This window comes from Sinorhizobium chiapasense, from assembly GCF_045277575.1.
In the GTDB taxonomy this organism is placed as follows: domain Bacteria; phylum Pseudomonadota; class Alphaproteobacteria; order Rhizobiales; family Rhizobiaceae; genus Ensifer; species Ensifer chiapasense_A.
Window position 1 is genome coordinate 466,601 of record NZ_CP144205.1, and the last position, 24,986, is coordinate 491,586.

Consider the following 24,986-nt stretch of genomic DNA (forward strand, 5'->3'; position numbering starts at 1 on the left):
TTTCAAACGGGGGAAGAATTGGGAAGGGGGTTACCGGCCGATCAGCCGATGATGCCCATGATGTCGGCTTCCTTCATGATCAGAAGGTCTTCGCCGTTGATCTTGACTTCGGTGCCCGACCACTTGCCGAACAGGACACGGTCGCCAGCCTTGACGTCGAGCGGAACAACCTTGCCGCTTTCGTCACGAGCACCCGAGCCGACTGCCACGATTTCGCCTTCCTGGGGCTTTTCCTTGGCGGTGTCCGGAATGATGATGCCGCCCTTGGTCTTCTCTTCAGACTCGACGCGACGAACGACGACGCGGTCGTGCAGCGGGCGGAAATTGGTGCTTGCCATTAGTCTAATCCCTCGATCAAATGACATTACGGATCGCTGACCGATCCGACGGATGGGTGTTAGCACTCTCTTTTGTCGAGTGCCAGCGACGCCGAGATAAGGCTCGCTCCGGAACGAGTCAAGGATTGGCCCTTAGATTTTTTGCCCGGGAAGGGTTCCCTTTTTCCAACGGCGACACTTGTATTCTTGTGCCTTCCTTGCCATGCAAGCCGGAAACCGTGTTTGCAGGAAGCCAGGATGGCCGCAAGGATCAACAGTTTTCGGGAAATCGCCGGACGCTACGACGTCGTACTGTGCGATGTCTGGGGTGTTCTTCACAATGGCGTGCAGGCCTTTGCTTCCGCCTGCGAGGCGTTGGCCGAGGCGCGCGCCGCCGGCCTGACGGTGGTGCTGATCACCAATTCGCCCCGTCCGCATCCGGGTGTGAAGATCCAGATCCGCGGTCTCGGCGTTCCCGACGAAGCCTATGACCGGATCGTGACCTCGGGTGACGTGACGCGGGCGCTGATCGCTGCCGCCGACAAGAAGATTTTCTTCATCGGCGCCGAGCGGGACCTGCCGCTGCTCGAAGGTCTCGGAACGCAGATCGTGTCGTCGGAAGACGCTGAGACGGTCGTCTGCGCCGGCTTCTATGACGACGAGACCGAAACGCCGGAGCATTACCGCGCGACGCTGACGGGCCTCGCCAAGCGCAAGCTCCCGTTCATCTGTGCCAATCCCGATCTCGTTGTCGAGCGCGGCCACAGGCTGATCCCTTGCGCCGGCGCGATCGCCAAGCTCTATGAGGAGTTGGGCGGCGAGGCACGGATCGCCGGCAAGCCCTATATCGCCATCTACCGCGCGGCGCTGACCGAGGCGAAGGCCGTGCGCGGCGCGCTTGACCTGTCGCGCGTGATCGCCGTTGGCGATGGCATGCCGACGGACGTCAAGGGTGCCCAGGATGCTGGCTTCGATCTGCTCTACATCAGCGCCGGCATCCACGCCCAGGAGTACATGAATGAAAGTCGGACCGACGAGGCGAAGCTCGCCGCCTTCCTGAAGAAGGAGGGCGCCTCGCCGAAGTATTGGATGCCGCGGCTCGCCTGACGGGAAGACGGAGATGACGGTTTTTCATCGCAACGAGACCCGTGATCCGCTTCCGGAGCATCTGCGCGGCGGCGTCGTCGCGATCGGTAACTTCGACGGCGTGCACCGCGGTCACCAGTCGGTACTCAATCGGGCGCTGGAAGAGGCGAAAGCGCGCGGTGTGCCGGCGCTGGTCCTGACCTTCGAGCCGCATCCGAGAACCGTGTTCCGTCCGGAAACCCCGGTCTTCCGGCTGACGCCGGCGCCATTGAAGGCCCGTATCCTCGAAGGCATGGGTTTCGGCGCCGTCATTGAATATCCGTTCGACCGCACCTTCTCGCAGCTTTCCGCATCGGATTTCATCCATCGCATCCTGCTCGAATGGCTGCACGCCTCGCATGTCGTCACCGGCTTCGATTTCCACTTCGGCAAGGGCCGCGAGGGTGGCCCCGCCTTCCTGATGGCCGCCGGCGGCGACAACGGTTTTGGCGTGACGCTGGTCGATGCCTTCCGCGACGAAAACGCATCGGTCATCTCGTCGAGCTATATCCGCTCGCTGCTCGGCGAAGGCGATGTCTCGCAAGCTGCCGGCATGCTCGGCTATCGCTACCTCGTCGAGGCGAAGGTGATCGGCGGCAAGAAGCTCGGCCGCGAGCTCGGCTTTCCCACCGCCAATATGCGGCTTGCGCCTGAGGTGGAGCTGAGGCCGGGCATCTACGCCGTGCGTTTCCGCCGGGCCGACGGTTCGCTCTATGACGGTGTCGCAAGCTTCGGGCGCCGCCCGACGGTCGACAGCGACGGCGAGCCCTTGCTCGAAACCTTCGTCTTCGACTTTTCGGGCGATCTCTACGGCGAGATCTGTACGGTCACCTTCTTCGGTCACCTGCGCGACGAGCTGAAGTTCGACGGGCTCGATCCGCTGGTGGCGCAGATCCGTCAGGACGAAGCCGAGGCGCGCGCGCTGCTCTCCGGTGTGCAGCCGCTCGGCGACATCGACCGTAAGCTCAACTTCGCCCGATAAAAGATTTCGGCATAGGTGTGGTGGCGGACCTTTTCAAAAGGCCGAAAACGCCTTAAACAACCGGCCACTATGACCCGGCACCGTCGATTGATCATCGATCAGCGAATTATTGGCCCGGCCTTCCGCGCGCTTTAGTCAGCCGGAAGGTCCGGGATTTCGGCGTTTCCGACGCCCCAGTCATCTCTCGATACCGAGCCCATTGCGTATGCGCGACCCTTCGCGCGAAGAAGCGATTGCAAAGACCATGACCGACACCGCTGAAAAGATCGACTACTCATCGACCCTCTACCTGCCGCAGACGGAATTCCCGATGCGCGCTGGCCTGCCGCAGAAGGAGCCGGAAACGGTGGCCCGCTGGCAGAAGATGGGCCTCTACAAGAAGCTGCGCGCCTCGGCCGCCGGCCGCGACAAGTTCGTGCTGCATGACGGCCCTCCCTATGCCAACGGCAACATCCATATCGGCCACGCGCTGAACAAGATCCTCAAGGACGTCATCAACCGCTCGTTCCAGATGCGCGGCTTCGACGCCAACTACGTGCCCGGCTGGGACTGCCACGGTCTGCCGATCGAGTGGAAGATCGAAGAGAAGTACCGCGAGAAGGGCCAGAACAAGGACGAGGTCCCGGTCAACGAATTCCGCAAGGAATGCCGTGACTTCGCCTCCGGCTGGATCCAGGTCCAGGCCGAGGAGTTCAAGCGCCTCGGCATCGAGGGCGACTTCGACAATCCCTACACGACGATGAACTTCCACGCCGAAGCGCGCATTGCCGGCGAACTGATGAAGATTGCCAAGCTCGGCCAGCTCTATCGCGGCTCGAAGCCGGTCATGTGGTCGGTCGTCGAGCGCACCGCGCTTGCCGAAGCCGAAGTCGAATATGCCGATGTCGAAAGCGACATGATCTGGGTGAAGTTCCCGGTTACCGAAGGTCCGGACGCACTTTCCGGCGCCTTCGTCGTGATCTGGACGACCACGCCTTGGACCATCCCGGGCAACCGCGCCATCGCCTATTCCTCGCGCTACGCCTACGGCCTCTATGAAGTCGCGACCGCGGAGAACGACTTCGGCCCGCAGCCGGGCGAGAAGCTAATCTTCGCCAAGCGCCTTGCGGACGAATCCGCGGCCAAGGCCAAGCTCACCTTCAATTTCGTTCGCGACCTCGAAGCCGACGAACTGTCGTCCGTGACCTGCGCCCATCCGCTGCATGGTCTCGGCGGCGGCTATGCCTTCAAGGTGCCGCTGCTCGACGGCGACCACGTCACCGACGATGCCGGCACCGGTTTCGTGCACACGGCCCCGGGCCACGGCCGCGAGGACTTTGACGCCTGGATGGACAGCGCCCGTGCGCTCGAAGCCCGCGGGATCTCCTCGGCGATCCCGTTCACGGTCGACGACGCCGGCTACTTCACCGCGGACGCCCATGGCTTCGGCCCAGATGCCGAAGGCGGCGCCGGCCGCGTCATCGACGACAAGGGCAAGAAGGGCGACGCCAACGATCGCGTCATCAAGGCGCTGATCGCCCGTCACGCGCTCTTTGCGCGCGGTCGTCTGAAGCACTCCTATCCGCACTCCTGGCGTTCGAAGAAGCCGGTTATCTTCCGCAACACGCCGCAATGGTTCGTCTATATGGACAAGGCGTTCGGCGATGGCACGACGCTGCGCTCGCGCGCGCTCTCGGCGATCGACGATACCCGTTTCGTTCCCGGCGCCGGCCAGAACCGCCTGCGCGCGATGATCGAGGGACGCCCGGACTGGGTTCTCTCGCGCCAGCGCGCCTGGGGCGTGCCGATCGCGATCTTCGCAGACGACCAGGGCGAGATCCTGATCGACGAGGCCGTCAACGCCCGCATCCTCGAAGCCTTCGAAAAGGAAGGCGCCGATGCCTGGTTTGCCGAAGGCGCCAAGGACCGTTTCCTCGGCAAGGATCACGACCACGCCAAGTGGCACCAAGTCATGGATATCCTCGACGTGTGGTTCGATTCCGGTTCGACCCACACCTTCACGCTCGAAGACCGCCCGGACCTGAAGTGGCCGGCCGATGTCTATCTCGAAGGGTCGGACCAGCATCGCGGCTGGTTCCATTCCTCGCTGCTCGAGGCCTGTGCGACGCGCGGCCGCGCGCCCTACAACGCCGTTGTCACCCATGGTTTCACCATGGATGAGAAGGGCGAGAAGATGTCGAAGTCCAAGGGCAACACCGTCACGCCGCAGGAGGTGATGAAGGATGCCGGCGCCGACATTCTGCGCCTGTGGGTGATGACGACGGACTATTGGGAAGATCAGCGTCTCGGCAAGACGATCATCCAGACCAACATCGATGCCTATCGCAAGCTGCGCAACACGATCCGCTGGATGCTCGGCACGCTCGCCCACGACAAGGGCGAGGAGATCGCCTATGCCGACATGCCGGAACTCGAAAAGTTGATGCTGCATCGTCTGGCGGAGCTCGATCAACTCGTGCGCGAAGGCTACGATGCCTTCGACTTCAAGAAGATCGCCCGTGCGCTGATCGATTTCTCGAACGTCGAACTCTCGGCCTTCTACTTCGACGTCCGCAAGGACGCGCTCTATTGCGACGCGCCGTCGAGCCTGCGCCGTCGGTCGGCACTCGCGGTCATCCGCAAGCTCTTCGATTGCCTGGTTCTGTGGCTGGCGCCGATGCTGCCCTTCACCACGGAAGAAGCCTGGCTGTCGCGCAAGCCCGATGCGGTTTCGGTGCATCTCGAACAGTTCCCGGCAATCCCGTCGGAATGGAAGAACGATGCGCTCGAAGCCAAGTGGGACAAGATCCGTGCGGTCCGCACCGTCGTCACCGGCGCGCTCGAGATCGAGCGCAAGGACAAGCGCATCGGTTCGTCGCTGGAAGCAGCACCGGTCGTCCACGTCGCCGATCCGGAGCTTTTGAAGGCGCTGGAAGGGCAGGACTTCGCCGAGATCTGCATCACCTCGGCCATCGTGATCGAAGCCACCGAAGGCCCTGCGGATGCATTCCGCCTGGCGGATGTCGCCAAGGTGAGCGTCGTGCCGAAGCTCGCCGAAGGTCAGAAATGCGCCCGTTCCTGGCGGATCACGACCGATGTCGGTTCCGACCCGCTCTACCCGGACGTGTCGGCCCGTGATGCCGCGGCCCTGCGTGAACTTGGTTTCAAGGCTTAACGCATTGTTACCGGATGAATTGCACTCGTTGCGTTCATCCGGTAAAACCTGCCCGAAATTTGGCGGATTTCTCCGCCATGGGCGCTTGAGTGGCCGCGCTGACCGGTGGCCGGCTGGAAGGAATCTCATGGAAATGACGCGAGAGTTGCGAGTGTTTGCCAGCGTGGCCGCCATTTTGACGAGCGGCCTTGTGCTTTCGGGCTGCATCGGCGGCCCGACTTATGGCACCGACAAGACCGCCGGCGAACAACTCATGGACGACCTCGGCAGCGTCGCCAGCTTCGGCCCGCCGAAGCGTGATCCGGTCAAGTATCAGCCGCGCCCAGGTCTCGTTCTGCCGCCGTCGGCGCAGCAGGCCTCGCTTGTCGAGCCGCAGAAGTCGCTCGCCAGCCGTGAGGCGAACCCGGAATGGGTCGAGTCTCCGGAGGAGGTTCGCAATCGTCTGCGCGAAGAGGCCGACGCGAACAAGAACAACCCGAACTACGTTTCCCCCCTCGCCAAGGCCAGCGCCAACGGCCGCCGGCTCTCGGCCAAGGAGCAGCAGGAAGCCTATCGTGAAGCGCGCAAGATCGAGATGGGCGCCTATTCCGACAAGCGCCGCTTCCTGAGCGATCCGCCGCTCGAATATCGCCGCCTGCCGGAGGGCACCGAGACCGATCTCGGCGAGCCGGAGAAGGACAAGGAGCGCCGCCGCAAGAAGGAGGCGCAGATCAAGAACACCGGCACCAAGTGGTATTGGCCCTTCTAAGATCATTTCAATGTTTCATTGAAACGGCGAAATGATCTAACTCCTTGAATTTACCCAATTCCGGACGGAAAATAGTTTCTCGCTTTCCTGGAATTGCTTTGAGCAGCGCCTGAGTCATGACCATCAGCATTCGCGACGCACGCCCGGAAGATGCGGAAACCATTCTGGGCTTCATCACCGAACTTGCCATCTATGAGAAGGCGCCCGACGCAGTCGAGGCGACAGCCGAGATGCTGCAGGCCTCGCTCTTCGGCCCGGGTGCCATTACCCGTGCCGTGATCTGTGAGAAGGACGGCAAGCCCGCAGGCTTCGCCATGTGGTTCTACAACTACTCGACCTGGCAGGCGCGCAAGGGCCTCTACCTTGAGGACCTCTACGTCACGCCGGATTGCCGCGGCTCGGGTGCCGGCAAGATGCTGCTGAAGCACCTCGCGAAAATTGCCGTCGAGGAAGGCTGCGGCCGCTTCGAATGGAGCGTGCTTGACTGGAACGAGCCGGCGATCCGGGTCTACGAATCGGTTGGCGCCGAGCCGATGTCCGAATGGACGCGCTACCGGCTGGCCGGCGCGGCCCTCGAAAACTTCGCGGCCGACTGAGGCGATTTCAACAAGAACTGAAGCGGGATCTCGTGAGAGCCCGGACTGGCTTCACCGCTTCCCGGCGAAGAAGTCCCTGAGGATCTCGGCGGCCTCGCGCTCGGCGAGGCCCGAATAGACGTCTGGCACATGATGGCAGGTGGGCGAACCGAAGAAGCGCACGCCGCTGTCGACGGCACCGCCCTTCGGGTCGTCCGCGCCGTAGTAGAGACGGCGGATGCGGGCGAACGAAATCGCCGCGGCGCACATGGCGCAGGGTTCGAGCGTGACGTAGAGATCGGCGCCCGTCAGCCGTTCGTCCTTGAGGACGGCTGCAGCCTCACGGATGGCGACGATCTCGGCATGTGCGGTCACGTCGTTGAGTTCGCGGGTGCGATTGCCGGCGCGGGAGATGATCTGACCATCGAAAACGACCACGGCGCCGATCGGTACTTCGCCGCGCTCTGCCGCCTTCCTGGCCTCCTCAAGGGCCGCATCCATGAAGCGTGTCGTATCAGTCATCGCTCAAACAATAATTTCTCTTAACCCACGGGCCGCGACCTGATAGGACAGCCGCAAAAGGCAGGCAACACAAATGACATCCAAAGATAAGCCCACGCGGCCTGGCGGCAAGTCCGCCGGCCGGGACAAGAAACCGCATTTCGCCGACAAGAAGGCTGGAGCACCGAAAAAGGTTGCCGGCTCGAAGAGTTTTGGCGCCAAGCCCTCCGGACCCAAGGCTTCCGGCCCCAAGTCTGGCGCCTCGCGTCCGGCCAGGGAGCGCCCGAACGCGGCTGCTCCGGGTGTCGACGAACCGCAGCGCATCTCCAAGATCCTGGCACGCGCCGGTGTCGCCTCGCGCCGCGATGTCGAGCGCATGATCATGGAAGGTCGCATCAAGCTCAACGGCGTCATTCTCGACACGCCGGTCGTCAACGCGACGCTTGCCGATGCGATCGAAGTCGATGGCCAGCCGATCCGCGGCATCGAGCGCACCCGCCTCTGGCTCTATCACAAGCCGGCTGGCCTGGTGACCACCAATGCCGATCCGGAAGGACGCCCGACCGTATTCGACAACCTGCCCGACGAGTTGCCGCGCGTCCTGTCGATCGGCCGCCTCGACATCAACACCGAGGGCCTGTTGCTGCTGACCAACGACGGTGGTCTTGCCCGCGTGCTCGAGCTACCCTCGACGGGATGGCTGCGCCGCTATCGCGTACGCGCCCACGGCGAGATCGACCAGGAAGCGCTTGACCGGCTGAAGGACGGCATCGCCGTCGACGGTGTGCTCTATGGTGCGATCGAGGCGACGCTGGACCGGGTCCAGGGTTCGAACGTCTGGATCACCATGGGTCTGCGCGAAGGCAAGAACCGCGAAATCAAGAACGTGCTTGGCGCACTCGGTCTCGACGTCAACCGTCTCATCCGCATTTCCTATGGACCTTTCCAGCTCGGCGAATTGCCGGAGGGACATGTCCAGGAAATCCGTGGCCGCACGTTGCGTGACCAGCTTGGACCGCGCCTGATCGAGGATGCCAAGGCGAATTTCGACGCGCCGCTCTACAACGACCAGTCGGCCACGACCGCGCGGGACCAGCACGAAGAGGACGAACCCGAGCAGCGCAAGAGCAGCCGCTGGGAAAAGCCCGAGGACAAGCGCGAGCGTGCTCTGGCGCGGCTCGACACGCGCCGCGACGATCGCCGTGACGGCAAGCGCGGCGGCCGTGATCGTGACGAGCGTGACAGCAAGTTCGAAGATCGGCCGAAGCGTGCGCCGGCTACGCGTACCCGCACGGCCAATGTCTGGATGGCGCCTGGCGCCCGTCCGCTGGCCGAGAAGAAGCCGAAATCAGTTGACGGCGACGCCACCGAGAAGCCCGTCCGTCGCGAGCGTCCGGAAGGCGCGCCGAAGACCAAGCGCTATGGCCGCAACAAGGACGGACTGGCAACGAAGACGACGAGCAAATTCGATCCCGACCGCAAGGGCGGCGCCAGGGATTTTGCACGCGCCGACAAGCCGGCTCGCCCGTTCGTCAAGAGCCGCGACGAGGACGGCGAGTGGATCAGCGCCGCCGAGCCGGTGCGCCGTCGCGACGAAGGCAGGGATGGCGGCTTCGGTCGCCGCCGGGCTTTCGAAGGTGGCGAACGCAATTCCCGCGATCACGGCGATCGTCCGCCGCGCCGCGAGGGTGGTGATCGGCCGCGCGGCGACCGTCCGGCCAGAGCCGAAGGTGGTGAGCGCAGCCGCTTCGACAAGCCGCGTTCCCCGCGCGCCGAGGGTGATCGGCCGCGTCGTGAAGGCGCAGACCGGCCGCGTGGCGACCGTCCGGCTCGGGCAGAAGGCGGTGAACGCGTTCGTTCCGACCGGCCGCGCGCACCGCGCGCCGAGGGCGATCGTCCCTTCGGCGACAAGCCGCGTGGAAAGCCGTTTGGTGGAAAACCCTCCGGTGGCAAGCCGGCTGGTGGCAAGTCCTTCGGCGCACGGCCTGGCGCACCCCGCGGCGGCAAGCCTGGGGGCAAGCCCGGCGGTCGACCTGGTGGCGCCCGTCCGGGCGGGGGCAAGCCGCGCGGCAAGGGGAACTAACGGGTCGTGCGTATCGTCGGTGGAGAGTTTCGTGGCCGCAGCCTGGCCACGCCCAAGTCCAACGATATCCGCCCGACCACGGACCGGACGCGCGAAAGCCTGTTCAACATCCTGAGCCATTCCTATCCGGAGGCGCTCGACGGCACCCGTGTGCTCGACCTTTTCGCGGGCACCGGTGCCGTTGGCTTCGAGGCCCTCTCACGGGGGTGCCGTCAGGCACTCTTCGTCGAGCAGGGCGTCGAGGGCAGGGGATTGTTGCAGACGAACATCGAGACGCTCGGCCTGCAAGGACGGGCAAAGGTGTTCCGGCGTGACGCGACGAACCTCGGCGCCGTCGGCACGATGGAGCCTTTCCATCTCGTCTTCGCCGATCCGCCCTATGCGAAGGGCCTCGGCGAGAAGGCGCTGGGATCGGCCGCCGCCGGCAACTGGCTCGTCCCCGATGCCCTGGTGATCCTCGAAGAGCGGGCGGACGTCCAGCCGGCGCCAGCGGCCGTCTTCGAGCGCCTCGACGTCAGAGTCTTCGGCGATACCCGCATGCATTTCTACCGCTTCCGCGGCGCCTGACCGTCATATTTTCGATTTCCTTGCGAAGATAGGCTGTCGCCGACCATGCGAGTTTCCTTATCCCGCTTATAGCGCCGCGCATCTTCTGAGACGCCCATGGTGGCTGTAACGTTTCGGTCTGCTGCATAATTTTGCCCTCAAATCGATTTCGACTTAGGGAAAGATGCAGAAGCGGAGGACATGCCGATGAAGCAGGATCTTTCGATGACGAAGGAGGCGGCGCAGGCGTCCAGCCAACCGACCGTCGCGCTGGCGCTGGGTGGCGGTGGCGCACGGGGGCTCGCGCATATTCACGTCATCGAAACGCTGGATGAGCTGGGCATTCGCCCAGTAGCGATCGCCGGCTCCTCCATCGGTGCGATCATGGGCGCCGGCATGGCCGCTGGCATGCGCGGTGAAGAGATCAGGGAACACACGCTTGCGACGGTCGGGCATCGCCGCGAGGTCGTCAATCGGCTCTGGCAGATGCGGCCGTCGAGCCTTTCCGAGGCGATGGCGAACGGATTTCGCTTCGGGCAATTCAATGTCGAGCGCGTTCTCAGGGCCTTTCTGCCGGAGGCCATTCCGCCGAAGTTCTCGGATCTCGGCATCCCGCTCAAGGTGGTCGCCACCGACTATTACGGCCAGACCGAGCATATCTGCGAAAAGGGTGATCTGTGGCAGGCGCTGGCTGCCTCCGCTGCCCTGCCTGCGATCTTCATCCCGGTGAAGATCGGCGGGCGCGTGATGATCGACGGTGGTATCTACAACCCTATCCCCTTCGATCATCTGCGCGGCCTGGCCGATATCGTCATCGCCGTCGATGTCGTCGGTGGTCCGGATGGCGATGGCAAGACGATCCCGAGCCGCATCGACAGCCTGTTCGGCGCGAGCCAACTGATGATGCAGTCGATCATCGCGATGAAGCTCAAGGAAGGCGCACCGGATATCCTGCTGCGCCCCGATGTCGGCCGCTACCGGGTGATGGATTTCCTGCGGGCTAGGGACGTGCTGAACGGAACCGTCGCGATCAAGGACCAGTTGAAACGAGCGCTCGACGAACGGATGCGGGCGCCGAAGCTCGAGTGAGCGCCGACGATTGACGGCCCGCACGGTCGCTGCAGGCGAGGCTACGCGCTCTCGCGCTCGTCCGCAGGAAGCCCAGGCAGGATCCGTTCGCCCGTCTCTTGGGAGTGATCGACCTCGCGCTTCGGCTTGACCAGCGGTTCCGGCCTGACCGGACGCGAATGCAGCATGTCGCGACCGGCGGTGATGCCTTCGGCCTCCTGCAGCACGAGACGTGCCTCGTCGCGCTTGCGGATATCGTCCATGATCGCGATCGCCTCATCGTCACCAACCCCAAGCGCCTCCAGCGACTTGCGGCCGAACAGCAGGCCGGACTCGAAGGTCTCGCGCAGTTCGTAGTCGACGCCCTTGGCGCGCAGCTCCAGCGTATGCAGACGGTCGTACGAGCGGGCGAAAATGCGGGCGTTCGGATATTCCGATTGCACGAGGTCGATGATGTGGTCGGTCGTTTCCTTCTTCTGCGTGCAGACGGCGACGATCTTTGCCCGCTCGATGCCGGCGGCGCGCAGCACGTCGAGCCGGTTGCCGTCGCCGAAGTAAATGCGGAAGCCGAAGGTCGCGGCCTGGCGCACGCGGGCGCCGGAATGGTCGATGATCGTCACGTCGCGGCCGCCGGCGAGCAGGATCTGCGCGGCGATCTGGCCGAAGCGGGAGAAGCCGATCATCAGCACGTCGGCGCCCGCGCCCTCGAAGTCTTCGTCGATCTCCTCGTCCAGCTCGTCCTGCTCGCGCATCAGCTTCGGCGCCAGCATCGAAGCGAGCGGCGTCAGCGCCATCGACAGCGTGACGATCGCGACGAGCAGCGAGGCGTCGCCATCCGAGAAGACACCGGCGCTGGCTGCTGCCGTGAACAGCACGAAGCCGAATTCGCCACCCTGCGGCAGGAGCAGGCTGATGCGCACCGCATCGTTGTGGTGCGTCCCGGTGAGCCGGCAGAGCCAGTAGAGCACCAGGCTCTTCAACGCCATCAACAGCGGCACGGCAACAATGATCAACTGGTAGCGCTCGACGATGACGCCGAGCTCCAGCGACAGGCCGACGGCCATGAAGAAGAGCGCCTGCAGGATACCGCGAAACGGTTCGATATCCGCTTCGAGTTCATGGCGATAGGAGGACTCCGCCAAGAGCACGCCCGCGAGGAAGGCACCCATCGCCATTGAAAGTCCGGCGAGCTGCATCATGGTCGCCGCGCCCATGACGACGAGCAGGGCGGCCGCGATCATGACGTCGCGGGCGCCCGTGCGGCCGATGATCTGGAACAGGGGATTTACGAGGTAGCGGCCGGCAGCGAAGAGAACGACGATCGCGGTGGTGGCGATCGCGAAATCCTCGAGCGGCGGCGTCGTATCCTCGGGCGCCTGCGCCGCCAGAAGCGGGATCAGCGCCAGCAGCGGCACGATCGCCAGATCCTGCAAAAGAAGGATGGAGAACGATCGCTGCCCGTAGCGCGTGTTGCGGTCGTTGCCTTCGTCGAGGATCTGCATGGCAAACGCGGTCGACGACAGGGCCAGGCCGAAGCCGGCAATGATGCTGCCGCCCTGGCCGAGGAGCCCGAAGGCATAGATGATGGACGAGAGCACGATGCCGGTCAGCACCACCTGCGCTGTGCCGAGGCCGAAGATATCGCGCCGCATCTGCCAGAGACGCGACGGTTTCAGTTCGAGGCCGATGATGAACAGGAGGAACACGACGCCGAGTTCCGAGACATGCAGGATCTGCTCGCCCTCGGTGATGCTCTGGGCGACCGGACCGATGAGCACGCCGGCGCAGAGATAGCCGAGGATGGTGCCGAGGCCGAGCCGCTTGAAGATTGGTGCGGCCACCACTGCGCCGCCAAGTAGCATCAGCGCTTGAGAATAGATGATCGGTGTCGTTGCCATGCCTGCGGCTTTCACTATTGGGGCACCCGGCCCCCGATGAGGGAGCTTTCGAGAGCGGTCATTTGCGGTGTATGGGCGGGAATCAGGCCGATGCCCTTGATGCCTGCGTCACTGCACAATAAATGGGGCAGGAATGAAAGGCTACATCATGTCAGACACGATCGATTCTGCCGACCTCGAAAAACGCGCCTCGGAACTCGTGGACCTCGCCCGCAAGGCCGGCGCGGATGCGGCGGATGCGGTGGTGGTGCGCGGGCGCTCCCGCTCCGTCTCCGTACGCCTCGGCAAGGTCGAAGCGACGGAAGCCTCCGAAAGCGATGATTTCTCTCTTCGCGTTTTCGTCGGGCGGCGCGTCGCCAGCGTCTCGGCCAATCCGGGCTTCGATCTGAAGCTGCTCGCCGAGCGCGCCGTCGCCATGGCCAAGGCCTCGCCGGAGGATCCCTTTGCCTCGCTCGCCGATGCGGACCAACTGGCAAAGTCCTATCCGGACCTCGATCTCTTCGACCCGACCGCTGTTTCCACGGAATCATTGACGGAGGCGGCATTGACCGCCGAAGAGGCGGCACTTGCGGTCTCCGGCGTCACCAATTCAAGCGGCGCCGGCGCTTCGGCCGGCATGGGCGGTCTCGTGCTCGTCACCTCGCATGGTTTCTCCGGTTCCTACATGGCGACGCGTTTCGGTTGCTCGGTCAGCGCGATTGCCGGCGAAGGCACGAAGATGGAGCGCGACTACGATTTCGACAGCCGCCTCTATGTCGGCGATCTGCGGCCGGCCGAGGAGATCGGCCGCCTTGCCGGCGAGCGCGCTGTGGCACGCCTCAATCCGCGCCAGGTGCCGACGGCCAAGAATGTCACCGTCGTATTCGATCCGCGCATGGCGCGCGGCTTCGTCGGCCATCTGGCAGGTGCCATCAACGGCGCGTCGGTCGCCCGCAAGACGAGCTTCCTGCGTGACCGGATGAACAAGCAGATCATGAAGGCGGGGCTTTCCGTCACCGACGATCCGCTGATCGTGCGCGGCGCCTCCTCCCGCCCCTTCGATGGAGAGGGCGTCAGCGGTGCGAAGCTTGCGATGGTCGAGGATGGCGTGCTGAAGCACTGGTTCCTGTCGACATCGGCCGCCGCCGAACTCGGGCTCAGGACCAACGGCCGCGGTGTGCGCGGCGGCCCGACGGTCAATCCGGCCTCGACCAACCTGGCGCTTGAGCCGGGTTCGATCTCGCGTGAGGATCTGATCCGCGATGTCGGCACCGGCTTCTACGTCACCGAACTGATCGGCCAGGGCGTGAACATGGTCACCGGCGAATACAGCCGTGGCGCGTCCGGCTTCTGGATCGAGAACGGTGAACTCTCGTATGCCGTCTCCGAGGTCACGATCGCGTCCAATCTCAAGGACATGTTCATGGCGTTAACGCCCGCAGACGACATCGATCGCAAATTCGGTGTTGCGGCGCCGACGCTTGCCATCGAGGGCATGACGCTCGCGGGTCTCTAGAGCGCCGTGCGGTTGCGTCATTTCAAATGGCTGGATCAGCACATTGACTCACTGAACTGATCTGGAAGCCGAGGAAAAACGGTGCGGGTGCTCCGCACCGATCCCGCCTCATGGTATGGAGAGGCGGGCTGACGGGGTATTGAATGTCTGACACAGCACCATCGAGCGCGGATTGGAAGCCGGATCTCGAGTTGATCCGCGCCGCCGCGGTCGTCGCCGGCGAAACGGCGCTTGGTTATTTTCGCAAAGCTCCCGATGTCCGCTGGAAGAACGAGGGCCGTTCGCCCGTCAGCGAAGCGGATCTCGCGGCCAACGACGTACTGAAGACGCGGCTGCTTGCGGCGAGGCCCGGCTATGGCTGGCTGTCGGAAGAGACCGACGATGATTCCAGCCGCCTGACCCGCGAAACGGTTTTCGTCATCGACCCGATCGATGGCACCCGTGCCTTCATCGCCGGCAAGGAGCTTTGGTGCGTCAGTGTCGCCGTCGTCCATCGGGGACTGCCCGTCGCCGGCGTCCTCTATGCCCCGGCGCTTGACGAACTCTTCGAGGCTGTCGCCGGCGGCAGCGCGCTGAAGAACGGCATTGCGATCTCGGTGCGTGAGGCAAAGCCCGGGGAAACGCTGCATCTGGCGGCAGCCGAAGACACGGTCGGCAAGCTTCCGCCCCTCTATCGCAGCACCGTCGCGCGCGTGCCGCACGTGCCGTCGCTTGCCTATCGGCTGGCCATGGTTGCCGACGGGCGGATCGACGGTACGCTGGTGAAGAAGAATTCCCATGATTGGGATCTGGCTGCGGCCGACCTCATCCTTGCCCGGGCCGGTGGCGCGCTCGTCGATCTCGACGATCGGCCCTTGTCCTACAATCGTTCCACCGTCGTTCACGGGGTGCTTTGCGCGGCGGCAAAGCCGCTCTTGCCGGGCTTGATCGCCGCATCGCGGTCGATGGAGCCCCATTGACCTTTGAGGCCGAATGCCTCAAATCAACGCCCACACCCAAAAAGAAAAAATGGAATTCCGATGGCTCACGAATCCGAGAAGAAACAACGTCTGCACCTCGTCTTTGGCGGTGAACTCACCACGCTGACGGACGTCCACTTCCGCGACCTGGACAAGCTCGATATCGTCGGCATCTATCCGGACTATGAAAGCGCGCTTGCCGCCTGGAAATCCAAGGCGCAGATGACCGTCGACAACGCTCACATGCGTTATTTCATCGTCCACATGCATCGTCTGCTCGACCCGGAAAACGGCTGATGCCGATGAGGTGGGGATGCGCGGCGCAAACCCGCATGCCAGTCGCCCCTGAGTTTCTCCCGGCCGAGTCGGCTGGGGAAGGTGTCTCGTCATGAGCAGCTTTCGCGCGCGCCTGGCGCTCTCCAGCTACCGCTGGATCGGCTCGGCCATCTACCCCCTCGTGTGGTCCTACCTTGCCATTCGCGCCGCGAAGGGCAAGGAGGACCCGGCGCGCCGTCGCGAGCGCTACGGCCATGCCAGCGCGCCACGACCGCAGGGCCCGCTGGTCTGGTTTCACGCCGCCAGTGTCGGCGAGACCAATGCGGTCATCCCGCTGATCAAGGAAATCCGTCGGCGCGGCATCAACGTCGTGCTGACGACGGGAACGATGACCTCGGCACGGGTCGTCGCCCAGCGCCTGGGAACGAGCGTCATCCACCAGTATGTGCCGCTCGATTTCAAGCCGGCGGTCAGCCGTTTCCTGAACTATTGGGAGCCGGATCTCGCAATCATCGCCGAGTCCGAAATCTGGCCGATGACCATCCTGGAGCTCGGCCGGCGCCATATTCCGCAGGTTCTGGTGAACGGCCGCCTGTCCGATCGCACCTTCGCCCGCTGGAAGCGACGGCCGGGGCTGGCCGACGCGCTGTTTGAAAACCTGGCGCTGGTCATCGCCCAGTCCGATGTCGATGCGGAGCGCTTCCGCACGCTCGGCGCCCTGCCGGTCATGGTCTCCGGCAACCTGAAGGTCGATACCGACGCGCCGCCGCATGATCCGCAGGCGCTCCGGGAATACGAGCAGCAGATCGGCACGCGCAAGACCTGGGCCGCGATCTCGACCTTCGACGGCGAGGAGAACGCTGCCGGCGTCGTGCATCGCGCGCTGAAGGAACGGACCGGCCTGCTGACGATCGTCGTGCCGCGCCATCCCGAGCGTAGCGATGCGATCGAGGCGGCGCTGACGGCCAAGGGCCTGAAGGTCGCGCGCCGCACGCGGCGCGATCCGCTGACGCCGGATGTCGATATCTTCCTCGGTGACACCATCGGCGAAATGGGCCTCTATCTCCGCCTGACCGAAGTCGCCTTTGTCGGCCGTTCGCTCTTTGCCGAAGGCGGCCAGAACCCGTTGGAGCCGGCGATGCTCGGCTGTGCGATCCTATCCGGCGGCAATGTCCAGAATTTTCGCGAGACCTATCAGACGCTGGCGAAGAACGGCAGCGCCAAGATCGTGCGCGACGTCGAGATGCTGGCGAAGGGCGTCAACTATCTGCTCGCCAACGACGACATGCGTCGCTCGATGATCGACGCCGGCCTCGAAACCGTGCAAGAGATGCGTGGTGCCCTGTCGGCGACGATGAAGGGGCTAGAGCCCTACATCAACCCGCTCATCGTCAAGGCGCGGCTCAATCCCCCGACCGAAAGCTGACACAAGCAGGAGGCGACCTCTCATCATGACCGCATCCAAAGCCATCGCCGGTATCCTGTTCGACAAGGATGGAACGCTGCTCGACTACGCCAAGAGCTGGGTGCCGGTGAACTATGAGCTGGCGCGGATTGCGGCCAAGGGTGACGAGGCGCTGGCCCGCACCTTGCTGAAAGCGGGCGGCATGGATGCCGATACCGGCCATGTGCTGCCCGACAGCCTGCTCGCGGCCGGCAACACGGTCGAGATCGCGACCGGTTTCGTGGGCGCGGGCGCGCCCTTCACGGTGGAGGATCTCACCACCCTGTTTGACAGCCTGTTCGCGCGCTCGGCGGAATATGCCGTCCCGGTCACCGATCTTGGCACCTTCTTCGCCGGCCTGCATGCCAAGGGCTATCGTCTTGGCGTCGCCTCCAGCGACAACGAAAAATCGATCCGCGAGACCGCGAGGCGCTTCGGCTTTGATGGTTACCTGCATTATGTGGCTGGTTATGACAGCGGCTACGGCGTCAAGCCGGAGCCCGGCATGGTGCTCGGCTTTTGCGCCGCAACGGGCCTCGAGCCGCATCAGGTCGTTGTCGTCGGCGACAACAATCACGACATGCATATGGGTCGCAGTGCCGGCGCCGGCATGACGGTCGCGGTGCTGACCGGAACCGGTTCACGCCAATCGCTCGCTGCAGCCTCGGACCATTGCCTCGCCGACATCACCGAGCTCGAGGCCGTTCTCTAGCCGAAATGCGCATGAGGCGGGCCGGTTGAACCCGGCTGCATCCTATCCATAGCTTGCGTTTTTTCACATTCTGACGTTTTTTGGGCAATCCGTCGGCTTGCGACGGCAAGAAGACCTGCGTCCTCCCAAAGCGGATGGACGACACCGGCTGGGGGCCACGGAAGGACGATGGTATCGGAAGCGCCGCCATTCTGGTGGACCAAGGCGGATTGGCGTGCCCGCGCCTTGTGGCCGTTTTCATGGCTTTACGGGCGGATTGCCGGCATGCGCATGGACCGCGCCCACCGTGCATCGGTTCCCGTGCCGATCATCTGCATCGGCAACTTCACCGTCGGCGGCGCCGGCAAGACGCCGACGGCGATCGCTCTTGCCCGCGTCATCCGTCAGAAAGGGCTGAAGCCGGGCTTCTTGAGCCGCGGCTACGGTGGCTCTCTCGACGTGACCACGATCGTCGACATTGAGCACCACCGCGCCCGCGACGTCGGCGACGAGCCTTTGCTTCTGGCGCGCGAGGCGTTGACCGTCGTCTGCCGCCGCCGTGTCGATGGCGCCCGCCGCCTGGTGAAGGAAGGTGCCGATATCATCATCATGGACGACGGTTTTCAGAGCGCGCGCCTCGCCTTCGACTTTGCACTTCTGGTGATCGACTCGCGCCGCGGCATTGGCAACGGCTATCTGGTGCCGGCCGGCCCTGTACGGGCGCCGCTTCCCACCCAGTTACGCCATGCGACAGCACTCCTGAAGATCGGCGACGGCACGGAGGCCGATGCCCTGATTCGCCGTGCAGCCCGCGCCGGCAAGCAGATCTACGAGGCCGACGTGGTGAGGCTCGACGACGGGTCGCTGAAGGGCGTCAAGGTCCTCGCCTGGGCCGGTATCGCCGATCCGGAGAAATTCTATCGCACGGTGCGTGAGACCGGGGCCGTCATCGAGGAAACCCGCAGCTTTCCGGATCACCATCATTTTTCCGACGACGAGATCGCCGATCTGCTCGATCGGGCGGCGGCTTTGGGCTGCACGCTGGTCACCACCGCCAAGGACATGGTTCGGCTCGAGCCCGGCCACGGCCGCGCCGCCGAGCTGGCCGCGGTGAGCCGGGTGATCGAGATCGACGTGCGTTTCGACGATCCCATGGCGCCGTCAAAAATCATCGAGACGGCGCTTGCCGCCGCGCGCGCGCGCAAGCTGCGCGAAGGCGCAGGCAAGTAACGGCGTTTCGTCCGTGGAGAGGACCTGAGGACGGCGCCTTAGCGGCGCTGGTTCGGCAATGCGCCGGCGCGTTTTTCAGCCTCGACCGAGGCTTCCGCATCGACATAGGCTTCCTGCCGGGCGACGCTCCAGTAGCGCAACTCATCGACGGGAATCGTTCTGCCGGTCATCGCGCAGATCACATGCGAGCCGGCGAGGACGATCTGAAAGTCGCCGTCGAGATAACGGATCTTCGCCTCGCGCGACGTGCTGCCTTCAAACCGGTTCATCATGTTCGTTGCCTGTAACGTCCTTGTGGTCTGTTCTCTGGTCTAGCTCGCCATCAGGCAAAATGCCAGCCGCATTTCGCGACCGCGCACGATCAGCTTCGGCCGAACAGCCGTTCAATATCGGAAAGCTTGAGCTCGATATAGGTCGGCCGCCCGTGGTTGCATTGACCGGAGCCAGGCGTCGCCTCCATCTGCCGCAGCAAAGCGTTCATTTCCTCGGTGCGCATGCGTCGGCCGGAGCGGACCGATCCGTGGCAGGCCATCGTGGCCGCAAGATATTCAAGCCGGCTTGTGAGGCCGTTGGCGGTGTCCCATTCGGCAAGCTCGTCGGCAAGCTGGCGTACCAGGCCGACGGCGTCCATTTCGCCGAGCATCGCCGGCGTCTCGCGCACGGCGATCGCACCCGGGCCGAAGCGCTCGATGGCAAGGCCAAGGCGGGCGAACTCCGCCGCATGCGCCATCAGCCGGTCGCAATCGTCTTCGGCGAGATCGACGATTTCCGGGATCAGCAGCGCCTGCGCCGCGACGGGTCGCGAATGCAGCGCCGTGCGCATCGCCTCGAACACCAGCCGCTCATGGGCAGCATGCTGGTCGACGATCACGAGGCCGTCATTCGTCTGGGCGACGATGTAATTTTCGTGGAGCTGCGCCCGTACCGCGCCGAGCGGGAAGGATTGCGGTGCCGGTGCCTCTGGTTGCGATGTCGGTGCCTCGCGCTCGATCGGGGCGGCCGTTCGTGCCGAGGGTGCCGCAAAGGCGGCGAAGCTCGCCTGCGGTGCTTCGCCGAGGCCACGCAGCATCGCATCGAATTGGGCCGGTCGGGACGGAGACGTCTCCGGGGTCCAGGGTTGCGGGCGATAGGCCCCGGCGCGGAAGGCCTGCATCATGCCGCGTGTCCCGGTGGTTGCCGCCCGGTCGCCTTCGCGTGTCAGTGCCTCGCGGATCGCGCCGATGATCAGCCCGCGGATGAGACCGGGGTCGCGGAAGCGCACATCGGATTTCGCCGGATGCACGTTGACGTCGACCAGGGCGGGATCGAGCGTGATGGACAGCACCGCGACCGGGTAGCGGCCGCTCGGGATCGTCTCGGAATAGGCGGCGCGGATCGCCGACAGCAACAGCTTGTCCTGCACCGGGCGGCCATTGACGAAGACATATTGCTGCAGCGAGTTGCCGCGATTGTAGGTCGGCACGCCGGCAAAACCGGTGAGCCCCACGTCTTCGCGCTCGGCATCGATTTCGATCGCGTTGTCGCGGAAATCCTTGCCGAGCACCTGGGCCATGCGCGCCAGCCGATCGTCGCCGGTCGCCGGGAATTCCAGCGTCGAGCGGTCGCTGCCCGAGAGCACGAAGCGGACCGCCGGGAAGGCGATTGCCATGCGGCGTACGATCTCGGAGATCGCGGCCGCTTCCGCCTTCTCGGATTTCATGAACTTCAGCCGCGCCGGCGTCGCGAAGAAGAGATCGCGGACCTCCACGACCGTGCCGGTGTTGGCGGGCGAAGGGCGAACCGGCTCGGTCTTGCCGCCGGTGACGGCGATGACCGCGCCTTCGCTGGCGCCGGCCGTGCGTGTCGTGATCGACAGACGGGCAACCGAGCCGATCGAAGGCAGCGCCTCGCCGCGGAAGCCGAGCGTGCGGATGTCGAACAGGCTGTCGTCGAGCTTCGACGTGCAGTGCCGGCGGACCGCAAGTTCGAGGTCGTTCGGCGTCATGCCCGAGCCATTGTCGGTCACGCGCAGCAGCGTCTTGCCGCCGCCGGCGGTCGCGATTTCGATACGCGTGGCGCCCGCGTCGAGCGCGTTCTCGATCAGCTCCTTGGCGGCGCTGGCGGGGCGTTCGATCACTTCGCCGGCTGCGATCTGGTTGATGAGAGTTTCTGAAAGCTGCTTGATGGCCATGTCCCATTTTCCCGGATTCGCTTGGGAAACGGAAGGGGGAATGGCACCTCGTCCCCGGCCTCGAACACACGCAGTCGTCGCTCCGGAAAAATGAGCGAGGGTTTAATCGCCCCTTAACACTCTGCTGCGATTTTCCACAACAACCTGAATGATCACGGGTTTTGTCTTTCGAGCATTGCGGCGTAGCTGGACGCCGTACTCCCGCCGCGCGAAGAGACGCCTGCCAAGGCCTCCCAGCATGTCCCGAAATGAAACCGCCGCCGCAGCGCCACGCGTCCCCTTGGGCGCGCCGAGGTCGCTGTAGCATTGTGAATGGCTGCAGCTTCCTCAGACCGAAGGCGATTGAAGCGTGCAGTGGGCGAGTGAGGACAGTGCAATGAGCGATGGGGCGTCGAACGGCGCGGACATCAACAGGGTCATTCTGGAGTCGAGTTGCGACGCGCTCGGCATCGCCGTGCTTGTCTGCAGCCGGGACGACACCATTCTCTTTGCCAGCCGCACGATGCTGCAGTATTTCCCGGTGCCGGCGGAAATCCTGATGCCCGGCACGCGCCTTCGAGATTTTCTTGGCGCCGTCTACGATACCGGTGTCCGACCCGGAACCGTTCCGGAAAGCAGCCGCCGGCGCACCAATCGCGAGGACTGGATCGCCGAGCATATGGCCCTGCACTGGCGCGAGCGCTACGAGAGCGTCGAGCGCGCCGGTCGCACCCGCTGGGTTTCGATGCGCAAGCGCCGGCTGTCGAGCGGCATGGGCATCCTGTCGATCAGCGATATCTCCGACCAGAAGAAGCGCGACGAACAGCTTCAGACGGATTTGGAGCGCGTCGAGTTGACCGAGCAGATTCTCGACGCCCAGCCCAATCCGATCTGCGTCAAGGACCGCAATCTCAACTATATAGCCGTCAACAGGGCCTTCTGCCTGATCCATGATCTGCAGCAGGATGCCATCCTCGGCCGTTCCGCCTGGGATCTGGTCGAAAGCGAGCTTGCCGAACGTTTCGAACAGTCGGACCGCATGGTGCTCGAAACCGGCAAGCCTTACTCGCAGGCCGAGCACGTCGTGCGCGCCGATGGCAGTGATCTCTGGGTGTTGACGCGCAAGTACCGTGTCGGCATGCCCGGCCGCCACTTCGTCGTCACCTGCATGAACGACGTGACCGATATCGCCGTCCTGCATCAGAGCAGCGATGAGCCCCGGGCCGAGGTCGGCCTGCAGATCCGCGACTACAGCATCTTCGCCGCGGCACAGAATTTCTATGATCCCTTCCGGGCGCTGAACGTCCAGCAGCTTGTGGAAGCAGGGTCGATGATCGAGACCTTGCCCGCCCGCGGCCTTCGTGTTCTGGTCGCCACGGCCGATCGGGCAATGGAAGACCGGCTCGTCGCGCGCCTGCGCGGCTCGGGGCTCGACGCCTGCGCCGTTCGCGATGCCGAAGAGCTTCGCGCCTTCGCCCGTGCGGCCGAGGACGCCGGCATCAAGCTCGATGTCCTGCTGCTCGACCTGGCATTTTCCGAGAAACCGCAAATCGCTTCGGCCTGGCGTCACTGCCCGATCCTCCCGCTTTCGGCTGAGCAGGACGGCGCCGCGGTGCTGGTGGAAGTCTTCCGCGTCTGCTCCGAGCGGACGGCGGTTTCTCCGACGCCGCAGCCGGATTGGTCGCTGTCGTTTGAAGGTGAGGGGATCGCCGCGCCTCCGCCGGCACCGCAAGTCGACGTGCTTGTTGCCGAAGACAACCAGATCAACCAGTTCGTGTTCACGCAGATCCTGGAGGGGCTCGGTGTCTCGCATCGGATCGCCGCCAACGGCCGCGAAGCCGTCGAACTTTGGCACGAACTGCAGCCCGCTTTGGTGCTGATGGATGTCTCGATGCCGGTCATGAACGGCTTCGACGCCACGGTCGCGATAAGGTCGGCCGAGAGTGCCAGGGGGCAGAAAACGCCGATCATCGGGGTCACTGCGCAGGCGCTCGATATCGACCTGCAACAATGCAAGGCATCGGGCATGGACGACCACATCATGAAGCCCGTGAGCCCGGACATGATCGAGGCGGTGCTTAGAAAATTCATGCCGGCAAAGGCAATGCGAACGGCAGGTTGAAAGAAAGATGTGTCAATTCGCTAGAATTGGGGAGGCTAATGGCAGATCTAGGAACAGGGCGATATCGGATTGTTAACCGCCGATTGCGATCGTCTGCGCCGAATTGCCGTTAAAGTGTAGAGCCTCGCCCGAATGCATTGCGCCCATCCCGTTGCTCATGTCCGGACCGTATCGGAACGACATTGCCGGTTCGCGCTGTGGCGTGGGTTTTCGCCGGTCGCGAAGCGTCGGTTGCAGTCCGCTGATCGAGCTGCGGAGACGCGGTCATGACGGCCGTCGAGACACCCTATCACCGCATCGGTATCGAGATGGCTGCCGCGACGGGCACCGTCGATCTGTTGACGGGGCTCGGCAATGCCCGGTGCCTGCGCCAGACCGTACTTGATCTCGCCAGAGAGCGCGCCAGCGACCCCGCGCCCTTCACCATTGGTCTTGCCAACATTGATGGCTTCAAGCCGATCAACGATCTGTTCGGACCGGCGGCCGGTGACGAGATCCTCTGCCAGGTGGCCTATCGGCTGAAAGCCTGCGCGCCCGAGGGGGCGACGATCACCCGTTCGGAAAGCGACGAATTCGCCTTTGTCCTGCCGCTCGTCTTCGAGCGCAAGGGGGCGGAGAAGGTCGGGCAGATGTTGAAGGAGGTGCTGTCGGCGCCTTTCGATCTCGGCGACCGCCACGTGCGTCTTTCCGCGTCCTTCGGCTTTGCGGTCTACCCCTTTGCCGGGGAAGTGTTCGAGGATCTGTTGAAGAGCGCCGATACCGCGCTCTATCGTTCGAAGCGTCGCGGCCGCGGCCAGATCACCGTCTATTCGCAGGAAATCGCCCAGGAGATGAAACGCGCGACGCAGCTCGAGCAGGCGCTGCGCAATGCCATCATCGCCAATGAGGTCGACGTGCATTTCCAGCCGATCGTCGATCTGCGCAACGACGCGGTCGTTGGGTTCGAAGCGCTGGCGCGCTGGTGCGATGCCGACCTTGGCTATGTTTCTCCGGCGGTGTTCGTGCCGTTGGCCGAGGAGCGCGGCTTTATCGAATCTCTGGCGGAAGTGCTGTTGCGCAAGGCGGCGCATGCGGCCCTCTCCTGGCCAAAGGAGCTCTTCCTCTCCTTCAATCTCTCCTCGGCGCAACTCATGGACCCGGCGACCAGTCACCGATTGCTTTCGATCATCCATCAGATCGGCCTCGACCCGCGGCGGCTTGAATTGGAGATCACGGAGACGGCTGTCATGGCCGATGCCGACATCGCCCAGAAGATCGTTGCGGAACTGCGTGCCACCGGCGTGCGCGTCTCGCTCGACGACTTCGGCACCGGGCAATCGAGCCTGGGCCGCTTGCGCGATTTTTCCTTCGACAAGGTCAAGATCGATCGCGCCTTCGTCTCGCGCATTTCCGCCGACCGCGCCTCGGAGCACATCATCAAGGCGATCGTCGCGATGTGTGAGGGCCTGGAACTGGAAGTCGTCGCCGAAGGCATCGAGGACTTTTCCGAGGCACTGAAGCTGAAGGCGCTCGGTTGTGGGCTCGGGCAGGGCTACTTCTACGGAAAACCGGCCGATGCTGTGGCGACGATGCGGTACCTTTCCGATCGTTATCGCGACGTCTCGGCCCAGGCCTGAACCGGTC

The 24,986-nt window shown here is 64.1% G+C and carries 21 protein-coding genes; 16 read left to right on the top strand and 5 right to left on the bottom strand.

Features of this window, described 5'->3' with window-relative positions:
* Positions 1-41: 41 nt before the first annotated feature.
* Complete coding sequence (groES, locus tag QM996_RS02190) at positions 42-338, bottom strand: co-chaperone GroES (protein ID WP_012706990.1); 297 nt, start codon at positions 336-338, stop codon at positions 42-44.
* A 237-nt stretch (positions 339-575) separates the two neighbouring features.
* On the opposite strand from groES, the gene QM996_RS02195 reads away from it, so the two are divergent.
* The 5 genes from QM996_RS02195 to QM996_RS02215 all read left to right on the top strand — a co-directional run bounded on the left by QM996_RS02195 (position 576) and on the right by QM996_RS02215 (position 6,922).
* Positions 576-1,424: an HAD family hydrolase gene (locus QM996_RS02195; protein WP_500269099.1), complete on the top strand. Its 849-nt coding sequence runs from the start codon at positions 576-578 to the stop codon at positions 1,422-1,424.
* Positions 1,425-1,437: 13 nt separating this feature from the next.
* A complete protein-coding gene (locus QM996_RS02200) occupies positions 1,438-2,424 on the top strand; it encodes a bifunctional riboflavin kinase/FMN adenylyltransferase (RefSeq protein WP_500269100.1) in 987 nt (328 codons plus the stop codon).
* Positions 2,425-2,668: 244 nt separating this feature from the next.
* Positions 2,669-5,578: an isoleucine--tRNA ligase gene (gene ileS, locus QM996_RS02205; protein WP_500269101.1), complete on the top strand. Its 2,910-nt coding sequence runs from the start codon at positions 2,669-2,671 to the stop codon at positions 5,576-5,578.
* Positions 5,579-5,705: 127 nt separating this feature from the next.
* A complete protein-coding gene (locus tag QM996_RS02210; RefSeq protein WP_500269102.1) occupies positions 5,706-6,326 on the top strand; it encodes a hypothetical protein in 621 nt (206 codons plus the stop codon).
* A 116-nt stretch (positions 6,327-6,442) separates the two neighbouring features.
* A complete protein-coding gene (locus QM996_RS02215) occupies positions 6,443-6,922 on the top strand; it encodes a GNAT family N-acetyltransferase (protein ID WP_500269103.1) in 480 nt (159 codons plus the stop codon).
* 51 nt (positions 6,923-6,973) lie between these two features.
* On the opposite strand, the gene QM996_RS02220 is transcribed toward QM996_RS02215, so the two are convergent.
* Positions 6,974-7,423 carry a nucleoside deaminase gene (locus QM996_RS02220; RefSeq protein ID WP_500269104.1) on the bottom strand — a complete coding sequence of 150 codons (450 nt, stop codon included), beginning with the start codon at positions 7,421-7,423 and terminating at the stop codon, positions 6,974-6,976.
* Positions 7,424-7,496: 73 nt separating this feature from the next.
* Between QM996_RS02220 and QM996_RS02225 the strand changes: the two genes are divergently transcribed.
* The 3 genes from QM996_RS02225 (at position 7,497) to QM996_RS02235 (ending at position 11,120) form a co-directional block, all read left to right on the top strand.
* The gene (locus tag QM996_RS02225) at positions 7,497-9,485 is read left to right on the top strand and encodes a pseudouridine synthase (RefSeq protein WP_500269105.1); all 1,989 of its coding nucleotides are present in this window, start codon (positions 7,497-7,499) and stop codon (positions 9,483-9,485) included.
* A gap of 6 nt (positions 9,486-9,491) precedes the next feature.
* Complete coding sequence (rsmD, locus tag QM996_RS02230) at positions 9,492-10,052, top strand: RsmD family RNA methyltransferase (protein WP_500269106.1); 561 nt, start codon at positions 9,492-9,494, stop codon at positions 10,050-10,052.
* A 186-nt stretch (positions 10,053-10,238) separates the two neighbouring features.
* Entirely contained in the window at positions 10,239-11,120 is an 882-nt protein-coding gene (locus tag QM996_RS02235) for a patatin-like phospholipase family protein (RefSeq protein ID WP_500269107.1), read from the top strand.
* A 41-nt stretch (positions 11,121-11,161) separates the two neighbouring features.
* Here the strand turns inward: QM996_RS02235 and QM996_RS02240 are convergent, their stop codons facing one another.
* Positions 11,162-12,997: a monovalent cation:proton antiporter-2 (CPA2) family protein gene (locus QM996_RS02240; RefSeq protein ID WP_500269108.1), complete on the bottom strand. Its 1,836-nt coding sequence runs from the start codon at positions 12,995-12,997 to the stop codon at positions 11,162-11,164.
* 148 nt (positions 12,998-13,145) lie between these two features.
* Between QM996_RS02240 and QM996_RS02245 the strand changes: the two genes are divergently transcribed.
* The 6 genes from QM996_RS02245 (at position 13,146) to lpxK (ending at position 19,092) form a co-directional block, all read left to right on the top strand.
* Entirely contained in the window at positions 13,146-14,492 is a 1,347-nt protein-coding gene (locus QM996_RS02245) for a TldD/PmbA family protein (protein WP_500269109.1), read from the top strand.
* A 143-nt stretch (positions 14,493-14,635) separates the two neighbouring features.
* Complete coding sequence (locus QM996_RS02250; protein ID WP_500269110.1) at positions 14,636-15,451, top strand: 3'(2'),5'-bisphosphate nucleotidase CysQ; 816 nt, start codon at positions 14,636-14,638, stop codon at positions 15,449-15,451.
* 60 nt (positions 15,452-15,511) lie between these two features.
* Positions 15,512-15,748, top strand: a complete 237-nt coding sequence (locus QM996_RS02255) for a DUF4170 domain-containing protein (RefSeq protein WP_173515739.1) — start codon at positions 15,512-15,514, stop codon at positions 15,746-15,748.
* Between the two features lie 91 nt (positions 15,749-15,839).
* On the top strand, positions 15,840-17,153 hold the full coding sequence (waaA, locus tag QM996_RS02260; RefSeq protein ID WP_500269111.1) for a 3-deoxy-D-manno-octulosonic acid transferase: 1,314 nt from the start codon (positions 15,840-15,842) through the stop codon (positions 17,151-17,153).
* Positions 17,154-17,178: 25 nt separating this feature from the next.
* Positions 17,179-17,883 (top strand): HAD family hydrolase, encoded by a 705-nt coding sequence (locus tag QM996_RS02265; RefSeq protein WP_500269112.1) that lies wholly within the window; start codon positions 17,179-17,181, stop codon positions 17,881-17,883.
* A gap of 168 nt (positions 17,884-18,051) precedes the next feature.
* Positions 18,052-19,092 (top strand): tetraacyldisaccharide 4'-kinase, encoded by a 1,041-nt coding sequence (gene lpxK / locus QM996_RS02270; protein ID WP_500269113.1) that lies wholly within the window; start codon positions 18,052-18,054, stop codon positions 19,090-19,092.
* A 38-nt stretch (positions 19,093-19,130) separates the two neighbouring features.
* On the opposite strand, the gene QM996_RS02275 is transcribed toward lpxK, so the two are convergent.
* Together QM996_RS02275 and mutL are read right to left on the bottom strand one after the other, a co-directional pair.
* Complete coding sequence (locus QM996_RS02275; protein WP_173515743.1) at positions 19,131-19,364, bottom strand: DUF2093 domain-containing protein; 234 nt, start codon at positions 19,362-19,364, stop codon at positions 19,131-19,133.
* 89 nt (positions 19,365-19,453) lie between these two features.
* The gene (gene mutL, locus QM996_RS02280; protein WP_500269114.1) at positions 19,454-21,262 is read right to left on the bottom strand and encodes a DNA mismatch repair endonuclease MutL; all 1,809 of its coding nucleotides are present in this window, start codon (positions 21,260-21,262) and stop codon (positions 19,454-19,456) included.
* A gap of 376 nt (positions 21,263-21,638) precedes the next feature.
* On the opposite strand from mutL, the gene QM996_RS02285 reads away from it, so the two are divergent.
* Positions 21,639-23,363 (top strand): response regulator, encoded by a 1,725-nt coding sequence (locus QM996_RS02285; protein WP_500269115.1) that lies wholly within the window; start codon positions 21,639-21,641, stop codon positions 23,361-23,363.
* Positions 23,364-23,671: 308 nt separating this feature from the next.
* Positions 23,672-24,979 (top strand): putative bifunctional diguanylate cyclase/phosphodiesterase, encoded by a 1,308-nt coding sequence (locus QM996_RS02290; RefSeq protein WP_500270374.1) that lies wholly within the window; start codon positions 23,672-23,674, stop codon positions 24,977-24,979.
* Positions 24,980-24,986 lie beyond the last annotated feature (7 nt).